The sequence below is a fragment of the Serratia sp. H402Y genome, assembly GCF_051172415.1.
Taxonomy (GTDB): domain Bacteria; phylum Pseudomonadota; class Gammaproteobacteria; order Enterobacterales; family Enterobacteriaceae; genus Serratia; species Serratia ureilytica.
On sequence record NZ_JBPIYZ010000001.1, the window covers coordinates 2,355,672 to 2,376,454 of the forward strand.

The following is a 20,783-nucleotide window of genomic DNA, read 5'->3' on the forward strand; positions in this document are numbered from 1 at the left end:
AGTGAGGTCAACAATGATGACGCTCTCCCCCGCCATTCCGATTTTGCGTATCTTTTCAGTCGACAAGGCCAAAGAGTTTTATCTGGATTTTCTCGGTTTCACGCTGGCGTGGGAGCACCGTTTCAGCGAAGACCTGCCGCTGTACATGCAGGTGACCCGTGCCGGATTGACGCTGCACCTGAGCGAACACTACGGCGACAGCACGCCCGGTGCCGCCATTTTCATCCCGGTGCACGATATCGACGCGTTGCACCGGGAGCTCACGGCCAAAAACTACCGCTATGCCCGGCCGGGGTTGGAGGTTGTCGACTGGGGCAAAGAGCTGAACCTGACCGATCCGTTCGGCAACCGCCTGCGGTTTTGCGAACAGAGCCCCTCGGCCTGATCGGCGTTATGGCCGATATTCCGCCTCGCTGACCGGCTCAAGCCAGGTCACCGGGCTGCCGTCCACCGCTTCGGCGATGGCGATATGGGTCATGGCGGTGTCCGGTGTCGCACCGTGCCAGTGTTTGACGCCTGCCGGGATCCAGACGATATCGCCGGGATGCATCTCCTGCGTCTTCTCGCCCCACATCTGGATCCACCCGCGCCCCTGAGTGACGATCAGCATCTGGCCGAGCGGATGCGTATGCCATGCCGTGCGGGCGCCGGGTTCGAAGGTGACGGTCGCGCCGCCCACCCTGGCCGGCGCGTCACCGGCGAAGGGGGCATCGATGCGTACCTGCCCGGTAAAGTAATCCGCCGAACCGCGCTGTGATGGGATAGAACCGCTGCGTTGTATTTTCATCTGTCGTGTCCTCCACGTCGGCTTTCCAACCTACGCTGATAGTTATGAGTCAGTGATGCCAAGATAGCGCCGTGTTTTTCCGGTGACTAGCGGGTAAAATGCGCAAGGAGCTATGAGCTCAATTCATAAATCTACGCGCGACAGCGCCCCAACCTTGCTCTCCGGTGCCGGTATGTTGAAAGAAAACTTTAACGATCTGATCGCTTTCCTGATGGTCGCCAGGGAACGCAGCTTCACCAAAGCGGCGGCGCAGCTTGGCGTTTCCCAATCGGCACTCAGCCACGCTATTCGCGGCCTGGAAGAACGCCTGGCGCTGCGTTTGCTCACGCGCACCACTCGCAGCGTCGCCCCCACCGAGGCCGGTGAGCGGCTGCTCAACAGCATTGGCCCGCGCTTGGCGGAGATTGAAAGCGAGCTGAACGCGCTGGGTGAAATGCGCGATCGGCCCGCCGGCAACATCCGCATCACCGCCGGCGAACACGCGGTGGATGCGTTACTGTGGCCGGTGCTGCGCACTTTTCTCGTCGATTACCCGGATATCAACGTGGAAATCACCGTCGACAATAGCCTGACCGACATCGTCGCCGGGCGATTCGACGCCGGAATCCGCCTGGGGGAACAGGTGGCGAAGGACATGGTCGCGGTGCGCATCGGGCCGGACATGCGCATGGTGCCCGTCGCCTCCCCTGACTATTTCGCCCGTTACGGCCTCCCCGCTACGCCGCAAGCGCTGCAAAACCATCGCTGCATCAACATGCGCCTGCCCACCCTCGGCGGGCTGTACGCCTGGGAATTTGCCCGCGATGGCCGGGAGATTAAAGTGCGGGTGGAGGGGCAGCTGACCTTCAACAGCCTGCGCCAGCGAATCGACGCCGCGCAGCTCGGCCTCGGCATCGCCTTTGTGCCGGAAGATACCGTCGCCGAGCCGCTGGCCGACGGTCGGTTGCTGATGGCGCTGGACGACTGGTGCCCGCCGTTTCCCGGTTATTACCTCTATTATCCAAGCCGCAGGCAACACACTACCGCCTTTGCGCTGCTGATTGAGGCGCTGCGACGCGGGGCTTAACGCCCGACGTTCTTCTGCAGATGCGCCGGGTAACGATCGCCGATCACGTCGATAGCGGAGAGCGCACGCTCGATCTCGCCCAGCTCGTCCGCCGCCAACACCACCGACGCCGCCGCAAGGTTTTCTTCCAGCCGGTGACGCTTGGTGGTTCCCGGGATCGGCACGATCCACGGCTGCTGGGCCAGCAGCCAGGCCAGGGCGATCTGCGCCGGCGTCACGCCTTTGCGCTGCGCTATCTGCCCCAGCACGCTCACCAGCGCCTGATTGGCCCGGCGCGCTTCGGCGCTGAAGCGCGGCACCACGTTGCGAAAATCGCCGCTGTCAAAGGTGGTGTCCTCGGTAATGGCGCCGGTGAGAAAGCCCTTGCCGAGCGGGCTGAACGGCACCAGACCGATGCCCAGCTCTGCCAGCGTCGGCAAGATTTCATGCTCCGGCTCGCGCCACCACAGCGAATATTCGCTTTGCAGCGCCGTGACCGGCTGCACCGCGTGAGCTCGCCGAATGGTTTGCGCACCGGCTTCCGACAGGCCGAAATACTTCACTTTCCCTTCGCGAATCAGTTGCTGCACCGTACCGGCCACCTCCTCGATAGGCACCTCAGGATCGACACGGTGCTGATACAGCAAATCGATCGTCTCTATCCGCAGGCGCTTCAACGAACCTTCCACCGCCTGGCGAATATGCTCCGGGCGGCTGTTCAACACCTGCTGCCCCGCCGGCTGCGGCAGATCGAAACCGAACTTGGTGGCGATGACGACCCGATCGCGCACCGGCGCCAGCGCTTCGCCCAACAATTCCTCGTTCGTGAACGGACCATAAATCTCGGCGGTATCGAAGAACGTCACGCCCTCATCAACCGCGGCACGGATCAGATCGGCCGCCTGCCGTTTGTCGGTGGCCGGGCCGTAGCCAAAGCTCAGTCCCATACAGCCCAACCCCAACGCCGAGACTTCCAGCCCTTCGCGCCCCAACTTGCGTGTTTGCATCTTCACTCCCCCACTGATTGATACCGGCCCCGCCTGACGCGGAGCCGTTCCGGTGTGATGACTGTAAAACGCGACTGCCGCCATGACTATGGGGCGAAATACGCTTGAGCTTATGAGCCAGGCTCATGAATCAGATCCCTTCGTTGAGCGCTTGCCCGATCTCCGCCTCACACAGCAAGATGTTATGGTGATGGCAAGCCAACGGGATGACCTGCAGCCGCTCGCAGACGGCGCCAAGCCCATTATCGTCCACCGCCAGCAGCGGCGCCGTTATCGCCTCCGGCAACTGCGGATTACCCTCCGTCGCCTTGAACAACGTCACCTTCGTGGTTTGCAGCCTGCGGCTCAGCCTTCCCTCAGACAGCCGCCGCTCCGCCTGCCCGGCGGCCATGGCGCGTGTCGCCGCCTCGCCCTCGATGCCCAGCGCAGGCAGCAGTTGCTCCAGCGGCAGCTCCGCCGTGGTCTGCCGGTAGAAGCTGTCCAGCAGATACAGCTGCACGTTACGGCAGCCGCGCGCCTCCAGGCGAGCGGCGATCTCCAGCGCGATGATGCCCCCCAGCGACCACCCGAGAATGCGCACCGGCCCGGCGTCTTGCAGCAGGCCGACGGCAATCATGTCGTTCAGATATCGTTCGGCCAGCTCGCCGAGCGAGTCGATGGTCGGTTGATGGTAAAGATTGTAGTTATCGACGCCATAGCAATTGAGTCGCCCTTGCAACGGCTGAGCGAAAGCATGAAACGCCTCCGCGCCCACCAGCGCCGGGTGGATCATCCACACCGCGGGCACGCCGTCTGTCCGGCGGTTAAGCGGCATGACCAAACGGCGCTCGCTTGCGGCCAGCAGATTTTTCAGGGTGCGGCTTTGCAACAGCTGCACCACCGGCACCGGCGCGGCCATCAGCGCCCCCATGCCGACGCACAGGGAGATCGCCTTGATCGAAGTGCCGCCCAGCAGGAAGAAATCGTCCGTCATGCCGACCTGCTCGCACTGCAGCGCCTCCTGCCACAATGCGCACAACTGCTGCTCCAGCGCGTTCGCGGGAGCGACATAGGCCTGCGGCTCATTCGCCGTCGGCGCCGGCAACGCCTTGCGATCCAGCTTGCCGCTGGAGTTGTACGGCAACGCTTCCAGCCGCACCAGCGCCGCAGGCAGCATGTATAGCGGCAATTGCCCGCTCATAAAGGCCAGCAGCGCCGGCTCCTCCAGCGGCGCCTCACTGACGTAATACAGCGCCAGACGCTGCCGATGCGCCTCTGACAGCACCACGGCGCAGCAGGATTTGATCGCGCCGAACGCCAGCGCACATTGCTCGACCTCCCCCAGCTCGACGCGGTAGCCATTGATTTTCACCTGAAAATCCATACGGCCGAGGAACTCCAGATTGCCGTCCGGCAAATAGCGCCCGGCATCGCCGGTGCGATAAAGCCGCTCCCCCAGTTCCGGATGGTAGATGAATTTTTCCTCGGTCAGCGACGGATTGCGGTAATAGCCGCGCGCCACGCCGGCCCCACCGATGTACTGCTCCCCCGGTAAGCAGGGCGGCAACACGCGCAGATGGCGATCCAGCACATAGAAACGCTGATGGGCCATCGCCCGGCCATAAGGCACGCTGGGCGCCAGGATCGGCGTTTCCGGAATGTCGTACAAAATCGACCAAATGGAGCTTTCGGTCGCGCCCCCGGCGCTGACTACCCGGCACCCTGGCCGCCATTGGCGAATGCGCGCCGGCAGTGAACGCGAGATCACCTCACCCACCAGCACCACGTTGCGCAGATGCGGCCACTGCGCCTGCGACGCGGCGGACTCCAGCTGCTCCACCAGCAGCGTCATCACCGAAGGCGCGGAATTCCAGAAGGTCACCCCCTGAGTCATCAACAACCGATGCCACGCCTCCGGCTGATAGCGTTCGGTTTCGGACGGCATCACGATGGCGCCGCCCACCGACAGCAGGCCGAAAATATCGAACACCGAAATGTCGAAGCTCAGCGCGCTGAGCGCCAACCCGCGATCGTCCGCGCCGAGTTCCAGCTGGTGCAAGGTATCGATGATGCTGTTCACCGCGCCGCGATGTTCTATCGCCACCCCTTTCGGCGTACCGGTAGAACCGGAGGTGAAGATCACATAGGCCAGCGCGGAAGGCGCCGGCAAGACCGGCTCACCCGGCGCCGCCGGCGGTAACGCGTTGACCGCACCTTGCGGATCGATCGTCAACAGTCTGGCGTTACCGTGGGCCGCCCACGCCCGGCTGCTGAGGATAATCCGGGTCTGCGACTGCGCGACGATATCCAGGCGGCGGCGTTCCGGCCAGGCGCCGTCCAGCGGCAAATAGGCCTTGCCGGCCATCAGGATCGCCAGCACCGCAATGATTTGCGCCCGTCCTTTGTCCACCATCACCGCGATGGTGTCGGCGCGCATATCCGCATGCTCGCGCAGCTGCAACGACAGCGCCAACGCACGCCGATACAGCTCACCGTAGTTCAGCTCACCCCATTCATCGACGATCGCCACCCGCTGCGGATCGCGCTCGGCCTGACGGATAAAATCATGATGGATGGCGCGTTCGAAATCGTAGGCCGGCGGACAGGATTGACGCAAGGCGCGCTGCCGCGCCGTTTCACTCGCCGATACCAGCGCCAACTGACTGACGCGCTGCTCCCCGTGATTGACGATCTGCGTGAGGATCGTCAGATAATACTCACCCAACAGCGCCAGCGTGGCCGGTGCAAACAGGGCGGTGGCATAGTTGAAGATCGCCCTGCCGCCTTGCGGCGCCGACTGTATGCTCAGCGTCAAATCGAATTTGGCCGCCTGATAGTGTGTCAACAGATCCTGCGGCGCCAGCCAGGCCGGCGCTTCACCCGCCTCTTCCAGCGCGAACAGCGTCTGAAACAGCGGATGGCGCGACAGATCGCGCGGCACCTGCAGCAGCTCAATCAACTGATCCAACGGTAAATTCTGATGCCGCTGCGCCTGTAGCACGCCATCAAAGACCCGATGCACATAATCGTTCAGCGACGCCGCATCGTCTATTTGCGAGCGCAACGGCAGCGTATTGACGAAGAATCCGATCGCCGAGCGGGTCTCCGCCACCGGCCGGTTAGCGACCGGCGTGCCGACCAGAATGTCTTGCTGGCCGCTGAAGTAACCGAGCAGCAGATTAAAGGCCGCAAGATACAGCGCAAACGGCGTGACGCCTTGCCGCCGGGCGAACTGCGCCGCCTGCATCGTCAGGGCGTCCGGCAGCGCGATGACGTGATTGGCGCCGCGATGATCGAAGCGCGCCGGCCGCACGAAATCGAGCGGCATCTCCAGCGCCTGCCACCCATCCAGCGCTTGTCGCCAATACGCTTTCGCCTCATCCGCCAGCGCGGAGTCCAGCCAGCGCCGCTGCCAGACGGCATAGTCGCCATATTGCAACGGTAACGCCGCCAGCTCAGCCTCCCGCCCTTGCCGCTGCGCCTGATACAGCGCATCCAACTCCTGCAGCAGCACCGGCTGCGACCAGCCGTCAAACGCCAGGTGGTGCACCAGGATCAGGCTGTAAGTCACCCGCCCGCCATCAGGCTGCGCCACCTGGTAAACGCTCGCTCTGATCGGCAACTCCGCCTCCAGGGCAAACGGCCGATCGATATCCTGCCGCAGTCTGTCCGGCCAGCGCGCCGCCTCCAGCGCCACGCGCTCCAGCGAAAGCGTTTGTTCACAGGCCCGGGCGACGGCAATTTGGGACGGCTTCTGGGCAATCAGGCTGTGCAACACCTGATGCCGGGCGACGACCGCCTGCAGACTGCGCTCGTAAGCCGTCAGACAGACCTCCTCGCCGAGACGGAACAGCATCGGCACATGATAAAGATTGCCGCCGCCGTTCAGGTTCTCGATAAACCACAGCTGCAGCTGTGAGGCGGAGAGCGGATACTCGCGTTGCCGCAGCGGCGGGATCGACATCGGCGCGGCGCTCTCCCCCTGCCGCAGCAACGCACGGCACAATGAACGGATCGTCGGGAACCGGCCCAGCTCGCTCAACGTCACCTCGCTCCCCAACCGCTGACCGATCTGGTAACAGGCCTGGATCGCCAGAAGGGAATTGCCGCCCAGTGAGAAGAAATTGTCCTCCACGCCGATATCCTGCCGCTGCAACAGATCGCGCCACACCGCCAGGCAAGCGTTCTCCCGCTCGTTCTGCGCCGCGACGAACTCGCGCGCCGTCCTTTTCGGCGGCGGCAACGCCTGTCGGGCTATCTTGCCGTTTTCGGTCAGCGGCAGCTGTGCCAGCTGCATCAGCGCCTGCGGCACCATGTAAGGAGGCAGTTGGCTGCTCAAATGCTGCGCCAAATCCTGCGGGGCGATCGCCTCATCGGCAACGAAGTAAGCGGCCAGACAGGGCTGAGGGTCGGTGACGAGCACGCAACAACAGGCGATCACCCCCGGATAGGCAAGCGCGGCATGCTCTATTTCACCCAGCTCGATGCGGTAGCCGTTCAGCTTGACCTGCTGATCGAAACGCCCCAGGAACTCCACATTGCCGTCCTCGAGCCACCGGCCCGCGTCGCCGGTGCGATACACCCGCTCCTGCAGCTCCTCATGCCAGAAGAAACTCTCGGCGGTGCGTTGCGGATCGCCGTAATACCCGCGCGCCAACCCTTCACCGGCCAGATAGATCTCCCCGCGCACGCCCGGCGCCGCGGGCCGTCGTCCGGCATCCAGAATGTAGCAACGCTGGTGCGGCAACGGTTTACCGTAAGGGATGCTGACCGAGCGAATTTTCTCGCCTCGCGACACCTCATACAGCATGGTGAAGATCGCCGCCTCCGTAGCGCCGCCGGCGCTGCAGAAGCGGACGTGCGGCGCCCAGGCCAGGCAGCGTTCCGGCAGCGAGGTGGCGATCCAGTCGCCCCCCACCATCACAGCCCGCAGCGCCGGCGCAGGCCCGGCCGCCAGCCCCGCGCCGTTTACATAGTCCAGCAACAGCTCCATCAGGGCCGGTGCGCTCAACCATTGCGTCACTCGATGCGTCATCATCAGCTGATACCAGGCTTGCGGATTGACCCGATCTCGCTCGGCCGGCATCACAACCGCGCCGCCCGCGCTCAACGGGCTGAAAATATCGAAGATCGCCAGATCGAAGCTCAACGCGCTAAGCGCCAGGCTGCGATCCCGCTCGTTGAACCCGAAATACCGCCGAACGCCTTCCAGCATGTTCACCGCGCTGCGATGTTCGATCGCCACGCCCTTGGGCGTGCCGGTCGAGCCCGAAGTGAAAATGATATAGGCCAGGCTGTCAGGACCGGCCTCCACCGCCGGCAGGCGCCTCTCCGGCAGCGGCAACTGCGCCGCCAGCCCGTCGGCATTCAGTTCGACCAGGTTGATCTCGTCGCAGGCCCAGGGCGCATCGCTGAGCAACGTATTGATGCCGGCCTGCGCCATCACCTTCAGCCGCCGCTGCGGCGGCCATGTCGCCTCCATCGGCAAAAACGCCTTGCCGCACATCAGCGCCGCCAACAGGGCGATCGGCTGCCGGCGCCCCTTGTCGGCGACGACGGCGATGGCGTCGCCGGTCATCTTGCCCTGCACACGCAGTTGAGTGGCCAGCGTTAACGCCGCCTCATGCAGTTCGCCGTACGTCATTTCCCCCTGCGCGTCGATCACCGCGACGGCCTGCGGATTGCGCTGCGCATGCCGCACGAAATCCTGTTGCAGGCAACGTTCAAACGCATAGCTAAAGGCCGGCGCCGCAGGCAGCGCCGGGCTCTGCGGCTGCAGACGAATATTTTCCAGCGGCCAGTCATCGTGGCGCGCCATCTGTTGCAATAGGGCGAGATAGTAGCCGGCCAACCGATCCATCGACGCTTTGCTGAACAGCGCCGACGCGAAGTTGAAGCGCGCGCGCATCTGCTCCCCCTGCGGCGTCAGCGTGAGCGTCAGATCGAACTTGGCAGTGCGCTCATCTGCGCTCAGATCGACCACCGACAGCCAGTCCGGACGCGTCGGTGCGCCGCTCTCGCCCTCCAGCGCGAACATGACCTGGAACAGCGGATGCCGCGAAAAGTCGCGCGGCAGCGCCAGAGCGTCCACCAGCGCCTCCAGCGACAGCGTCTGATGCTGCTGCGCCCGCAGCGTCGTGGCCGCAACCTCTCGCACAAACTCGGCGACGCCCTGACGGGGGTCGATCTGCCGGCGTAAAGGCAGCGTATTGACAAAGAACCCGATCAGATTCCCCAGCTCAGGGCGATTGCGGTTCGCCAGCGGCGTACCCACCATGACATCGTTCTGACCGCTGTAGCGGGCAAGCAACAGCATGAACCCCGCCAGCATCACGGCATGCAGCGTCACGCCCTCTCGGCGCGCCAACGCCTCCAGCGCCTTCACCAGCGCCGCCGGCAGCGGCACTTCGCTGTTGTCGCCGCGTACGTCGAAGACCGCCGGCCGCAAAAAATCCACCGGCAGCGAGAGCGGCTGCCAGCCCGCCAGCTCTCGTTGCCAAAAGGCCAATTCGTCGGCCCGGCGCTGCACATTTTCCGGCGCGTGTTGCCAGCAGGCATAGTCGAGGTATTGCAGCGCCGGCTCTGTCGCTTTACGCCACGTTCCCCGATAGCGCGCGTCCAGCTCCTGCAGCAGCACCTCAAGCGACCAACCGTCAAAGACGATGTGATGGAACACCAACAGACAAACGGCCGTTTCCCCGCCCGCCGCATCGCGGTAACGATAGCGCGTGGCGCGCAGCGGCAGATCGCGCGTCAAATCCATCGGCCGGCTGCAGGCCTGCGCCAGCGCCATGTCAAACTCAGCGCTGCTCACCGTCAGCAAAGGCACCGGCAGCACGGCGTCGCTGACCCACTGGCTGGCTTCGCCCCGCTCATTCTGGCGAATCAGGCTACGCAGGATCTGGTGGCGCTCGACGATCGCCTGCAGACAGTCCGCAAAACGTTGGTCATCGATGTCCAGCGCCAGCCGCAGCAGCACCGGCGACAGATAGTGCGTGGCGTCCGCCGACAGTTGCTGAACAAACCACAATCGCGACTGCTGAAGCGACAGCGGCCCCTCCCGCAGCTCGCCGGGGAGGATGGGCGGCTCATCCGACGGCGCCTGCCGTTGAGCGGCGATATGCTCGCTCAGCGCGGCCACCGTCGGATGCTGATTCAACGTCAGCACCGAGATCTTCGCCCCCGGCAATTTATTCACTTCGTGACACAGCCTGATGGCCATAATGGAGTTGCCGCCGAGGCGGAAGAAGTTGTCGTCCATGCCGACATGGCCGCCCAGCAGCCGATTGAACAGTGTAGAAAGCTGAGTCTCCAGCGGCGTGCCCGGTTGGCGAAACGCCGTTTGCCGCTCGACCGGCAGCGGTTCCGGCAATGCCCGGTAATCGACCTTGCGGCTCACCGTCAGCGGCAGCGCCGACAGCGCCGACAGCGCCGACGGCAACATATAATGCGGCAGCTGCGCCGCCAGGCGTTGCAAGATGTCGCCGGCCTGCGGCGTCGCGCCGGGCTTCGGCACATACCAGGCCGCCAGTTGGTCCGTCGTGCCGGGGCGCAGGGTCACCACCGCCTCGGCCACCTCGGGCAGCGCGCGCAGCTGCATTTCGATCTCGCCCAACTCGATGCGATAGCCGTTGATCTTGATCTGCTGGTCGTGTCGCCCAAGATAGTCCAGGCTGCCGTCGGCCAAGCGCCGTACCCGGTCGCCGGTGCGATACAGGCGCCGGTAAGGCTCACGCAGTTCAAAAGGATTGGCGACGAATGCGGCTTCCGTCAGCGCCGGCAGGTTCAGGTATCCGCGCGCCAGGCCGGCGCCGGCCAGACACAGCTCGCCCTCCGCCCCCAGCGGCATTAGATTGTCATGCTCGTCAACCACATAACAACGCATATTGGCGATGGCGTGGCCGATATTGCGCGCGCCGTTGCGGCGATAAATATTCAGACTGGCGCTGACCGAAGCCTCGGTCGGGCCGTACAGATTGGCAACCTGCATGCCGCAGGCCAGGTAATGGTCGAGCGCCTCCTGCGCGGTCGCCTCGCCGCCGGTCGCGAGATAGCGCACCGAAGCCGGCAGGTCAGGCAAAGTGCCAAGCAGCGCCGGCGGCAGGAAACAGGCTTCGATGCCCCAGGCCGCCATTTGGCCGCACAACAGCGCCGGATCGCGCCGCTGCGCCTCGCCCGCGATGAACAGCCGGTGGCCGTTGCTCAGGGCCATGAACACTTCAAACACGTGCGCGTCAAAGGCCAGCGACGCGAACTGCAGGCAGTTGAGCGCGCCCGATTCATTGCGCAGCAAACGCTGCGTATGGCCCCTTACCATGTTGGCCGCGCCCCGGTGTTCACACAGCGTGCCTTTCGGCCGCCCGGTGGTGCCGGAGGTGTAAATCACATAGGCCAATTGCCGGGCTTCGACATGCGGCAGGCTCGCGGCATCCACATCGGCAAGCGGTTCATCCGCCGCCAGGCAAACGCCGTCCGGCGCCAGTCGCTGCGCCGCCCCTTGCAATGCGCTTTCCGTCAGGACGATGGGGCTGTTCACCTCTTGCAGAATATATTCCAGGCGCTGCGCCGGCGCCGCGGGATCCAGCGGCACATAGGCGCCGCCCGCCTTCATGATGGCCAGCATCGCCACCACCGCTTCCGCGCTGCGCTGCAGATACAGCGGGATCAGCGTCTCTGGCGGCATGGCGGCGCCGCGCAACCGGCGATATTCTTCCCTCAGCCGTATTGCCAGGCGATCGCTGCGCTGCGCCAGTTGGCGGTAGCTGAGCGAACCGTTGGCATCGGTTACGGCGATGCGTTCCGGATGACGGCGCGCCTGGCGGGCCACGCCGTCGAGCAGTGTCGCCCCTGGATCGGCCGTGTCCGGCTCGCTCTCCCAGGCGTCGCGGCAGCGTAAAACCTGCTGCGCCGTGAGCTGCGGCCACGCGGCTATCGGCGCGTCCGGTTCGGCTAGCGCACGCTGCAATAGCCCGAGATACTGATCCGCCATCTCCGCCATTTGCGTGGCGTCGAACAGATCGGGCCGATAACGCAGGCGAAACTCAAAGGCCTGCTCGGTCGGCTGATACTCCAGCAGCAGTTCCGAACCGGCCAGATCGACGTTGTAACGGTGATTGACGCCGATGCGGCAACCGTCAAGCGCCAGCGGCGCATCTTTCAGGTAAGCCTGAGTGAAATTGACGTTCAGCTCGCGCACCGGGCTGAGGTTCAGCATGTCATAAACCGGCAATTGGCTGTGCCGCAGCTTGCCCGTCGCCTTGAGCGCTTTGCTGTAGGCCAGCGTCGCGCGGTACAGCTGGTTGAACGTGGCTTGCGGGGCGAGCGTTAAGGGAAACACCGCGGTGTTGACCTGGGCGCCGAAGAACAGCGGCTCGCCGCCGTCCGGCGCGACGGGATAACCGATATGCACCGTGTCCTGCGCGGATTGCCGGGCGATCAGCAACGCCCACAGCGTTTTGAATATCAGGAATGGGTTGGCATACCTGACGCCGGACTTCAGCGCCTGCCACTCGGCGAACGGCAACGTAAAGCGCACTTCGCCGGCGCCGGGGGCTTCGGGGGCTTCACCGGGGAGATAAGGCAACGCTACGCGCGGGGCGCATTCGGCCAACCGGTCGCCCCAGAATGACGCGGAAGCGAAGTCCTGCTTCAACGCCGCGATATCCGCCTCATAGCGCCGGTACAATCGACAAATGTCCGTTTCATCCGCCTGCGGCGGCGCCACGGCAGCCCCGCGATTGTAATAGGCGGAAACGGCGTTGTAGAACTCCTGGCCGGACAGGCCGTCGATCAGGATGTGATGAACGACAATGATCAAATTATAGCGCTGCGGCGCCAGCTTAATCAGGTAGAAGCGGCACAGCGGCCCCTCCCGGAGATCGAACGGCGTATTGATTAATTTGCCGACATCGCAATCGGCATCAAGCGTTTCCAACGCAATTTTCTTCTCCGTCTTTACCCAGCGTAATTGCGGCGAGCTGTCGTCGAGGACATGGTGAAACAGAATATAGTCCCGGCACACGCCCTCGACCGCCGCGCGCAGTCGATCGACGTCCAGCGCCCCCTCAATGGTCTGATCCAGCACCAGGTTGTACTCGCAGGAGTGTGGATTGAGGACGTATTCATTCCAAAACGTGTGGGTATAGGGTGAAGCGATGATCGCGCCCATGAATCAATTCCCTTTTAATATATTCAAATAATATATGAATAGATATTTATGCATGGCATAAATACCGTGATGGTTATGCGATTGAGCTGTTAGGCGAAAACTTAAAAAACATAAGAGCGAATATTATTTTATTTTTATAAAAAATAAAGCCACAAAAAAATAAATAAACTAAAACCATTAAAAACAATGACATAAAAAATAATTTACCATTTAAAAATGACTCCTTGTTTTACATTCATAAATAAAATAACTATTGTAAATAAATTAAAATCAAGGATGGGAATATATTTAATATAAATAAATCTAATTTAAAGGCATCGCAGAAAAATCGATGAAAAAGAGAATCTTCTTAAATGAAAACACGCATCTTTCAGTTGCGCTATTCCAAAGCGTACGGTGTCGGAATATCCTATACTCGTTGCAGGATGCAGTTTCCCTCCCATTGAATGCCAGTACAGGGAGTCACAAATGGCTATTTTCGCCCACTTGCGGGCAATTTTTTCAGCATTATTGGCAGAATTATCTGATGAATAAAAAACGTCCCGTCTTGACCCCGGCAACCCTGTTATTGCTGCAGCCGGTCTGCATCGGTTCGGCCCTGGCGGCGGATCAGAAAGACAGCGATACGATGGTGGTAATGGCGCAACCCATCGGATTGACCGAGCTGGGATCGCCGGTGTCCGTCAGCGTGATCGACGGCCAGGACCTGCGCAACGCCGCACCGCAGATTAACCTGTCGGAAAACCTTGGCAGCGTGCCGGGTCTGCAGCTTCAAAACCGACAAAACTATGCGCAGGACCTGCAGCTGTCGATACGCGGATTCGGCAGCCGTTCGATGTTCGGCGTGCGCGGGGTGCGCATGTACGTCGACGGCATCCCCGCCACCATGCCTGACGGCCAGGGACAAACCTCCAACATCGACATCAACTCCGTCGAGCGCATCGAGGTGCTGCGCGGCCCCTATTCCGCGCTGTACGGCAACGCTTCGGGCGGGGTGATCAACGTTGACACCCAGACCGGCGCCCAGCCGCCAACGCTGGAGGCCGGCAGCTATTTCGGCAGCGACAACACCTGGCGCTACGGGGTGAAAGCGACCGGCGCCACCGGCGACGGCACCCAGGCCGGCGACGTCAACTACGCTATCTCCGGCACCCGCTTCACCACTCAGGGCTATCGCGATCACAGCGCCGCGCGGAAAAACCTCGGCAACGGCAAGCTCGGCGTGCGGTTGGACGACGTCAGTACCCTGACGCTGATGTTCAACAGCGTCTCCATTGACGCCGGCGATCCGGGCGGCCTGACCGAAGCGGAATGGAAGGAAAACCCGCGCCAGGCGCCGCGCGCGGATCAATACAACACCCGCAAGTCGCTCGATCAGACTCAGGCCGGCGTGCGCTATCAGCGCCAGATGAGCGAGCGCGACGAACTGACGCTGACCGCCTACCACGGCGAGCGCCACACCACGCAGTACCAATCCATTCCACGCGGGCCGCAGCTCAACCCTACCCACGCCGGCGGGGTGATCGTGCTGGAAAGAAAATATCAGGGCATTGACACTCGCTGGAAGCATGAGGATACTCTCGCCTCGTTACCGGTAACACTGATCGGCGGTCTGGATTATGAAACCATGACCGAACGCCGGCAGGGGTTTGAAAACTTTATTCTGCGAGACGGCACAGTGGACTACGGCGAGAAAGGCGACCAGCGGCGCAACGAGAAAAACCGCATCTGGAACCTGGATCCTTACCTGCAAACCTCCTGGCAACTGACGCCGCACTGGACGCTGGACGCCGGCCTGCGCTACAGCACGGTCAGCTTCGACTCGACCGACTACTACATCACGCCGCGTAACGGCGACGACAGCGGCAGCAAACGCTACCACCAGTGGCTGCCGATGGGCTCGCTCAACTATAAAATCAATCCGGCGTGGAACGTTTATCTCTCAGCCGGCCGCGGCTTTGAAACCCCGACCATCAACGAACTCTCCTATCGCCCCGACGGCCAGGCCGGCCTGAACATCGGCCTGCAGCCGTCCACCAGCGACACCGTCGAACTGGGCAGCAAACTGCGCCTCGGCAACGGCCTGGTGAGCGCCGCCCTGTTCCAGACCGATACCGACAACGAGCTGGTGGTGGCGGAAAGCAGCGGTGGGCGCACCAGCTACGCCAACGCCGGCAAAACCCGGCGGCGCGGCCTGGAACTGGCGCTGGATCAAGAGTTCGCGCTGGACTGGCGCCTGCATATGGCCTGGACGCTGCTGGACGCCACCTACCGCAGCGAGATGTGCGGCAAAGCCGTTTGTACCCCGGCCCAAACCATTCCCGCCGGCAATCGCCTGCCGGGCATCGCCCGCAACATGGGCTACGCCTCGCTGGCCTATGCCCCGCCGGAAGGCTGGCACGCCGGCGCGGAGCTGCGCTACATGAGCGACATTCAGGCCAATGACGCCAACAGCGCGCAGGCTCCCTCTTACACCGTGGCCGGCGTAAACGCCGGTTATCGCTTTACCTGGAACCGCTGGGCGCTGGACGTGTTCAGCCGGGTGGACAATGTTTTCGATCGCCGATACGTCGGTTCGGTGATCGTCAACGAAGGCAACGGCCGCTACTTCGAGCCGGCGCCGGGGCGCAACTGGGGTGGCGGCGCCACCTTGTCTTATCGCTTTGAATAAGGCAAAGCACCTTAAGGTTAAAAAACGGGATGGGTTTTACGTCACCCTAGCGGCTTCTCGCTGAAATAATAGGGAGAAACCGCGTGTTTTTTCCGATTTGGCTTAATCTCTAAATCGGGGACTTTCATTTTTGGTAAGGGTATTGCTATGCAAAATAAAGCGTCACTATCGCCGCTTATCGTCATAACGGCGCTGTTTGCCGCGCTGAGCGGGCTTTATCTGCTCGGCGGCGGCATCTGGCTGGCCAAGTTGGGCGGTTCGCTGTATTACATCATCGCCGGGCTGGTGCTGCTGGCGACTTCCTGGCTGCTGTTCCGCCGCCGCGCCACCGCGCTGCTGCTGTACGCGGTATTCCTGCTGGGCACCACGATTTGGGCCCTGTGGGAAGTGGGCCCGGACTTCTGGGCGCTGACGCCGCGCCTGGACGTCACCTTCTTCTTCGGCCTGTGGCTGGTGTTGCCGTTTATCTACCGCAAGCTGGTGGCCAACGGCAAATTCGCCTACGGCGCGCTGAGCGCGGCGCTGGCGATCACCGTCATCGCGCTGGCCTATGCCGTGTTCAACGATCCGCAAGAGATTAACGGCACCCTTGACGCCGCCCAGGTACAACCGAAAGACGCCACCGGCGCCGACTGGCCGGCCTATGGCCGCACCCAGGAAGGCACCCGTTACTCGCCGCTGAGCCAGATCAACGACAAAAACGTTGGCCAGCTGCAAGAGGTTTGGCGTTTCCAGACCGGCGATCTGAAGACCGCCAACGATCCGGGTGAGATCACCAACGAAGTCACGCCGATCAAGATCCGCGATACCCTTTACATGTGTACGCCGCACCAGAAGCTGTTCGCGCTGGATGCCGCCACCGGTAAAGAAAAATGGAAGTTTGATCCGCAGCTGAAATACAACCCAACCTTCCAGCACATCACCTGTCGCGGCGTGTCTTACCACGAAACCGCCGCAGCCGCAGGCGCCGCCGGCGACGCCGCTCCGGCGATGTGCGCACGCCGCATCATTCTGCCGGTCAACGACGGCCGTCTGTTCGCACTGGACGCCGAAACCGGCAAACCCTGCCCGGACTTCGCCAACAACGGTGAGCTGAACCTGCAGAGCAATATGCCGTATGCGACGCCGGGCCACTACGAGCCGACCTCGCCGCCGGTGATCACCGATAAAGTGATCGTCGTCGCCGGTGCCGTGACCGACAACTACTCCAACCGCGAGCCTTCCGGCGTGATCCGCGGCTTCGACGTCAACAGCGGCAAGCTGCTGTGGGCCTTCGATCCGGGCGCGAAAGATCCGAACGCCATCCCGGCGGACGAGCACCACTTCGTGCCGAACTCGCCGAACTCCTGGGCGCCTGCCGCCTATGACGCCAAGCTGGATATCGTTTACCTGCCGATGGGCGTTTCCACTCCGGACATCTGGGGCGGCGATCGCACCCCGGAAATGGAACGCTACGCCAGCGGCCTGTTGGCGCTGAACGCCTCCACCGGCAAACTGGCCTGGTTCTATCAGACGGTCCACCATGACCTGTGGGATATGGACGTGCCGGCGCAGCCGACCCTGGCGGACATTACCGACAAGAGCGGTAAAAAAGTGCCGGTCATCTATGTGCCGACCAAAACCGGCAACATCTTCGTGCTGAACCGTACCAACGGCGAACTGGTGGTGCCGGCGCCGGAGAAACCGGTACCGCAAGGCCCGGCCAAGGGCGATCGCCTGTCACCGACCCAGCCGTTCTCCGAGTTGACCTTCCGTCCTGAGAAGAAACTGACCGGCGCCGACATGTGGGGCGCGACCATCTATGATCAGCTGGTCTGCCGCGTGATGTTCCACAGCCTGCGTTATGAAGGCACCTTCACCCCGCCTTCCGAGCAAGGCACGCTGGTGTTCCCGGGTAACCTGGGCATGTTCGAATGGGGCGGCCTGGCCGTCGATACCGATCGCGAAATCGCCATCGCCAACCCGATCGCGCTGCCGTTCGTCTCCAAACTGATCCCGCGCGGCCCAGGCAACCCGATTGAGCCGCCGGAAGGCGACAAAGGCGGCAGCGGCACCGAGTCCGGCGTACAGCCGCAGTATGGCGTGCCGTTCGGCGTCACCCTGAACCCGTTCCTGTCGCCGTTCGGCCTGCCGTGCAAACAGCCGGCCTGGGGTTACATTTCCGCCGTGGATCTGAAAACCAACGACATCGTGTGGAAAAAACGCATCGGCACCGTGCGCGACAGCTCACCGTTGCCGCTGCCGTTCAAAATGGGCATGCCGATGCTGGGCGGCCCGGTGACCACCGCCGGTAACGTGTTCTTCATCGGCGCCACCGCGGACAACTACCTGCGCGCCTTCAGCGTGACCAACGGTGAAAAACTGTGGGAAGCGCGCTTGCCGGCCGGCGGCCAGGCGACGCCGATGACCTATGAGGTCAACGGCAAGCAGTACGTGCTGATCTACGCCGGCGGCCACGGCTCCTTCGGCACCAAGCTGGGCGACTACGTGGTCGCTTACGCCCTGCCCGATCAGAAGTAACCACCGCCGTTAGTACCCCGCAAAGCACGCCGCAAGGCGTGCTTTTTCTTTTCCCGCCCCGCCGGCTGCCCCCTCGCAATACCCTTAATTTTTTCACCTCCATTATTGATAATGGTTATCATTCGCAATATTATACCTCTGCGGCCCCGGCAGCGGCTGCGATCCTCTCCAGCTTAATGGGCAATACAACGATCGGCCGCCTTCGGGCGGCCCTATTCGGAGGCGCATGGTCGACCATACTCGGAAGCATCGAAAGAAGATTTTGCAAGCGGCGGTGAAAACGCGACGCGCCGGCCTGACGTTCGCGCCGGCGTCGCCAGCCACGTCGCCCTTTATCGGCCAGCACCGCCAGACGCAAGCCGTACTGATACACCTGATCGGCCATGATGACGCCCAGGAGGAACATGAATGAACCTGCAGCCCTTTACCGCCATGCTGATGTTCGCCTATGTGCTGCTGATGGTGCCGCTGCTCTACGTCATCGACAGCCGCCTGAGCGCCAGCAAACTGGTGCGCAAAGCCACGCAAAATCTCATCATCATCGCCTTGACGCTGTTGTTCTTCAGCGCGATGACGCTGCTGTATTGACCTTGCCGCGGCTGTCGGCGGCGGATCGTCACCCGGCGTCCGAGCGCCTGACCCGCGGATATTTCCACAGCCAGCGCCCGCTGACCATGCGCCAGTAGAATAAGGCGCCGCGCACCGCCCAATCGAGGAACATCCCCAACCAGACGCCCACCACGCCCATGCCCAGTTCGATGCCCAACGCGTAGCCGGCCACCACGCGGCACCCCCACATGCCGAGCATCGTCACCCACATGGCGAAGCGGGCGTCGCGCGCGCCTTTCAACCCGGCGGGCAAGACCCAGGAAGCGGCCCAGATCGGCATAAAGGCGGCGTTGAGCCAGATCAGGGTTTTCACCACCGTTTTCACATCATCCTGCGAGGTATAAAACGCGGCGAACACCCCGGCCAGCGGCGCGGTGCCCCAGGCGATGGCGGTCAGCCCAAGGGTCGACAGCCAGAAAATATGGCGCAGCTGCCGCTCCGCCTGGCCGATCTCGCCTTTGCCGAGCCGCCGGCCGACGATAATGGTCGAAGCCGATCCCAACGCGTTGCCCGGCAGGTTGATCAACGAAGCGATGGAGAAAGCGATAAAGTTGCCGGCGATCACGTTGGTGCCCATGCCGGCGACAAACATCTGCGTCAACAGCTTGCCGCCGTTAAACAGTACCGACTCGACGCTGGCGGGAATGCCGATCCCCAACACTTCCCACAGGATGCTCATCTTGAGTGGCGTGAAATAGCTTTTCAACGTGATGTGCAGCGCCGGATTAAAGCCGATCGCCAGCACGTAGAGGATGGCGATGGCGCCGATATAGCGGGAAATCGTCAGCCCCAGCCCGGCGCCGACGAACCCCAGGCCATGCCAGCCCAGCATGCCGTAAATCAGGATGCTGCTGATGATGATATTGAGGATATTCATGCCGCCATTGATAAGCAGCGGGATCTTGGTGTTGCCCGCGCCGCGCAGGGCGCCGCTGCCGATCAACGCAATCGCCGCCGCCGGGTAGCTCCACACCGTGGTTTGCAGGTAAGAGAGCGCCAGCGCTTTCACCTCCGGCGAGGCCGCGCCGGCGATCACATCAATGATAGGCTCGCCCGCCAGGTGGATGCCCGCCGCCAACAGCAGCGCCACGCCGGTCATCAGCACCAGCGACTGACGCGCCGCCGCCCGCGCCCGCCGGCGATCGCGCTTGCCGAGGCTGAAGGCCACCACCACGGTGGTGCCGAGATCCACCGCGGCAAAAAAGGCGATGATCACCATGTTGAAACTGTCCGCCAGCCCTACCCCGGCCATCGCCTCTTTACCGAGCCAGCTCACCAGAAAGGTGCTCAGCACCCCCATCAGCAGGACACAGGCGTTCTCCAGAAAGATGGGCACCGCCAGTGGCGTGATCTCGCGCCAGAACAGCACGCGGTAGCTTTTCCGTTTGGCGTACCAGCGCGTATTTTCCACGCGCTGACGCAGTGCGGCATACAGGTTCAAGATGGGCTCGATGGGTAAAAGTGAAACATCATTTCAAATGATGATCGATAAATCGTTATCCTGCAAAGAATTTTGGGGCGCCCATAACGCGCGCCCGAAAGGCATGCCGGCGCGCTACTCCATGTAATCTTCCTGATCGGCCTGCGCCGCCGCGATAAAGCGGGCGGTGCTGCGGCTGAGCGCAGCGCATTTTTCCGTCAGCAGCTGATTGTCCTGTTGCAGGGTCAGGTAACGCGCCTGGGTAAGCGCCGGCAACTGCCGATACCCTGCCGCCTGCGTGTCCCAGCCGCGGCGCTGCGCCGCGCGCATTGCGGTGCGCTGCAGCTTCACGTCGTCCGGTATCTCGCTGCGCCCGCAGTCCACGCGCAGGAAGTGTCCGCCGGCCAGCATCGAAGCGATGTGATCCAGCTGCGCCTGCAGCGGCGGCGCCGGTTTATGCGCCGTCTGCTGACAACCGGCGAGCAGCAGTAATGCCACCGCGCCGCAAAGAGACGTGCGAAACAGAGTCAACATGGGGGCTCCGGGAAAACCTGTGGGTGATGAGATGATCTTAGGT

At 62.6% G+C, this 20,783-nt stretch carries 11 protein-coding genes; 6 read left to right on the top strand and 5 right to left on the bottom strand.

What is annotated here, in order from left to right; translation table 11 throughout:
* Window positions 1-16: 16 nt before the first annotated feature.
* On the top strand, window positions 17-385 hold the full coding sequence (locus tag ACSBQS_RS11550) for a glyoxalase superfamily protein (RefSeq protein ID WP_164057887.1): 369 nt from the start codon (window positions 17-19) through the stop codon (window positions 383-385).
* 6 nt (window positions 386-391) lie between these two features.
* Here the strand turns inward: ACSBQS_RS11550 and ACSBQS_RS11555 are convergent, their stop codons facing one another.
* Window positions 392-787, bottom strand: a complete 396-nt coding sequence (locus ACSBQS_RS11555; protein WP_342163463.1) for a (R)-mandelonitrile lyase — start codon at window positions 785-787, stop codon at window positions 392-394.
* Window positions 788-959: 172 nt separating this feature from the next.
* On the opposite strand from ACSBQS_RS11555, the gene ACSBQS_RS11560 reads away from it, so the two are divergent.
* The gene (locus ACSBQS_RS11560) at window positions 960-1,853 is read left to right on the top strand and encodes a LysR family transcriptional regulator (RefSeq protein WP_342163609.1); all 894 of its coding nucleotides are present in this window, start codon (window positions 960-962) and stop codon (window positions 1,851-1,853) included.
* On the opposite strand, the gene ACSBQS_RS11565 is transcribed toward ACSBQS_RS11560, so the two are convergent.
* Both ACSBQS_RS11565 and ACSBQS_RS11570 read right to left on the bottom strand, forming a co-directional pair.
* Window positions 1,850-2,839 (bottom strand): aldo/keto reductase, encoded by a 990-nt coding sequence (locus ACSBQS_RS11565; RefSeq protein ID WP_342163465.1) that lies wholly within the window; start codon window positions 2,837-2,839, stop codon window positions 1,850-1,852. The genes ACSBQS_RS11560 and ACSBQS_RS11565 overlap by 4 nt on opposite strands.
* A gap of 130 nt (window positions 2,840-2,969) precedes the next feature.
* On the bottom strand, window positions 2,970-12,986 hold the full coding sequence (locus ACSBQS_RS11570; RefSeq protein ID WP_434990566.1) for an amino acid adenylation domain-containing protein: 10,017 nt from the start codon (window positions 12,984-12,986) through the stop codon (window positions 2,970-2,972).
* Window positions 12,987-13,512: 526 nt separating this feature from the next.
* Between ACSBQS_RS11570 and pqqU the strand changes: the two genes are divergently transcribed.
* The 4 genes from pqqU to ACSBQS_RS11590 all read left to right on the top strand — a co-directional run bounded on the left by pqqU (window position 13,513) and on the right by ACSBQS_RS11590 (window position 18,765).
* A complete protein-coding gene (gene pqqU / locus ACSBQS_RS11575) occupies window positions 13,513-15,657 on the top strand; it encodes a TonB-dependent receptor PqqU (RefSeq protein WP_434990568.1) in 2,145 nt (714 codons plus the stop codon).
* A gap of 147 nt (window positions 15,658-15,804) precedes the next feature.
* Window positions 15,805-18,177, top strand: a complete 2,373-nt coding sequence (locus ACSBQS_RS11580; protein WP_033650791.1) for a glucose/quinate/shikimate family membrane-bound PQQ-dependent dehydrogenase — start codon at window positions 15,805-15,807, stop codon at window positions 18,175-18,177.
* A 226-nt stretch (window positions 18,178-18,403) separates the two neighbouring features.
* The gene (locus ACSBQS_RS11585) at window positions 18,404-18,589 is read left to right on the top strand and encodes a hypothetical protein (RefSeq protein WP_033643635.1); all 186 of its coding nucleotides are present in this window, start codon (window positions 18,404-18,406) and stop codon (window positions 18,587-18,589) included.
* Window positions 18,586-18,765: a hypothetical protein gene (locus ACSBQS_RS11590; RefSeq protein WP_015378373.1), complete on the top strand. Its 180-nt coding sequence runs from the start codon at window positions 18,586-18,588 to the stop codon at window positions 18,763-18,765. The genes ACSBQS_RS11585 and ACSBQS_RS11590 overlap by 4 nt, the downstream gene beginning before the upstream one ends.
* A 28-nt stretch (window positions 18,766-18,793) precedes the next feature.
* Here ACSBQS_RS11590 and ACSBQS_RS11595 read toward each other — a convergent pair whose 3' ends face one another.
* The gene (locus tag ACSBQS_RS11595; protein ID WP_197666020.1) at window positions 18,794-20,227 is read right to left on the bottom strand and encodes an EmmdR/YeeO family multidrug/toxin efflux MATE transporter; all 1,434 of its coding nucleotides are present in this window, start codon (window positions 20,225-20,227) and stop codon (window positions 18,794-18,796) included.
* Window positions 20,228-20,341: 114 nt separating this feature from the next.
* Window positions 20,342-20,740, bottom strand: a complete 399-nt coding sequence (gene gspS, locus ACSBQS_RS11600; protein ID WP_033650789.1) for a type II secretion system pilot lipoprotein GspS — start codon at window positions 20,738-20,740, stop codon at window positions 20,342-20,344.
* Between the last annotated feature and the right edge of the window lie 43 nt (window positions 20,741-20,783).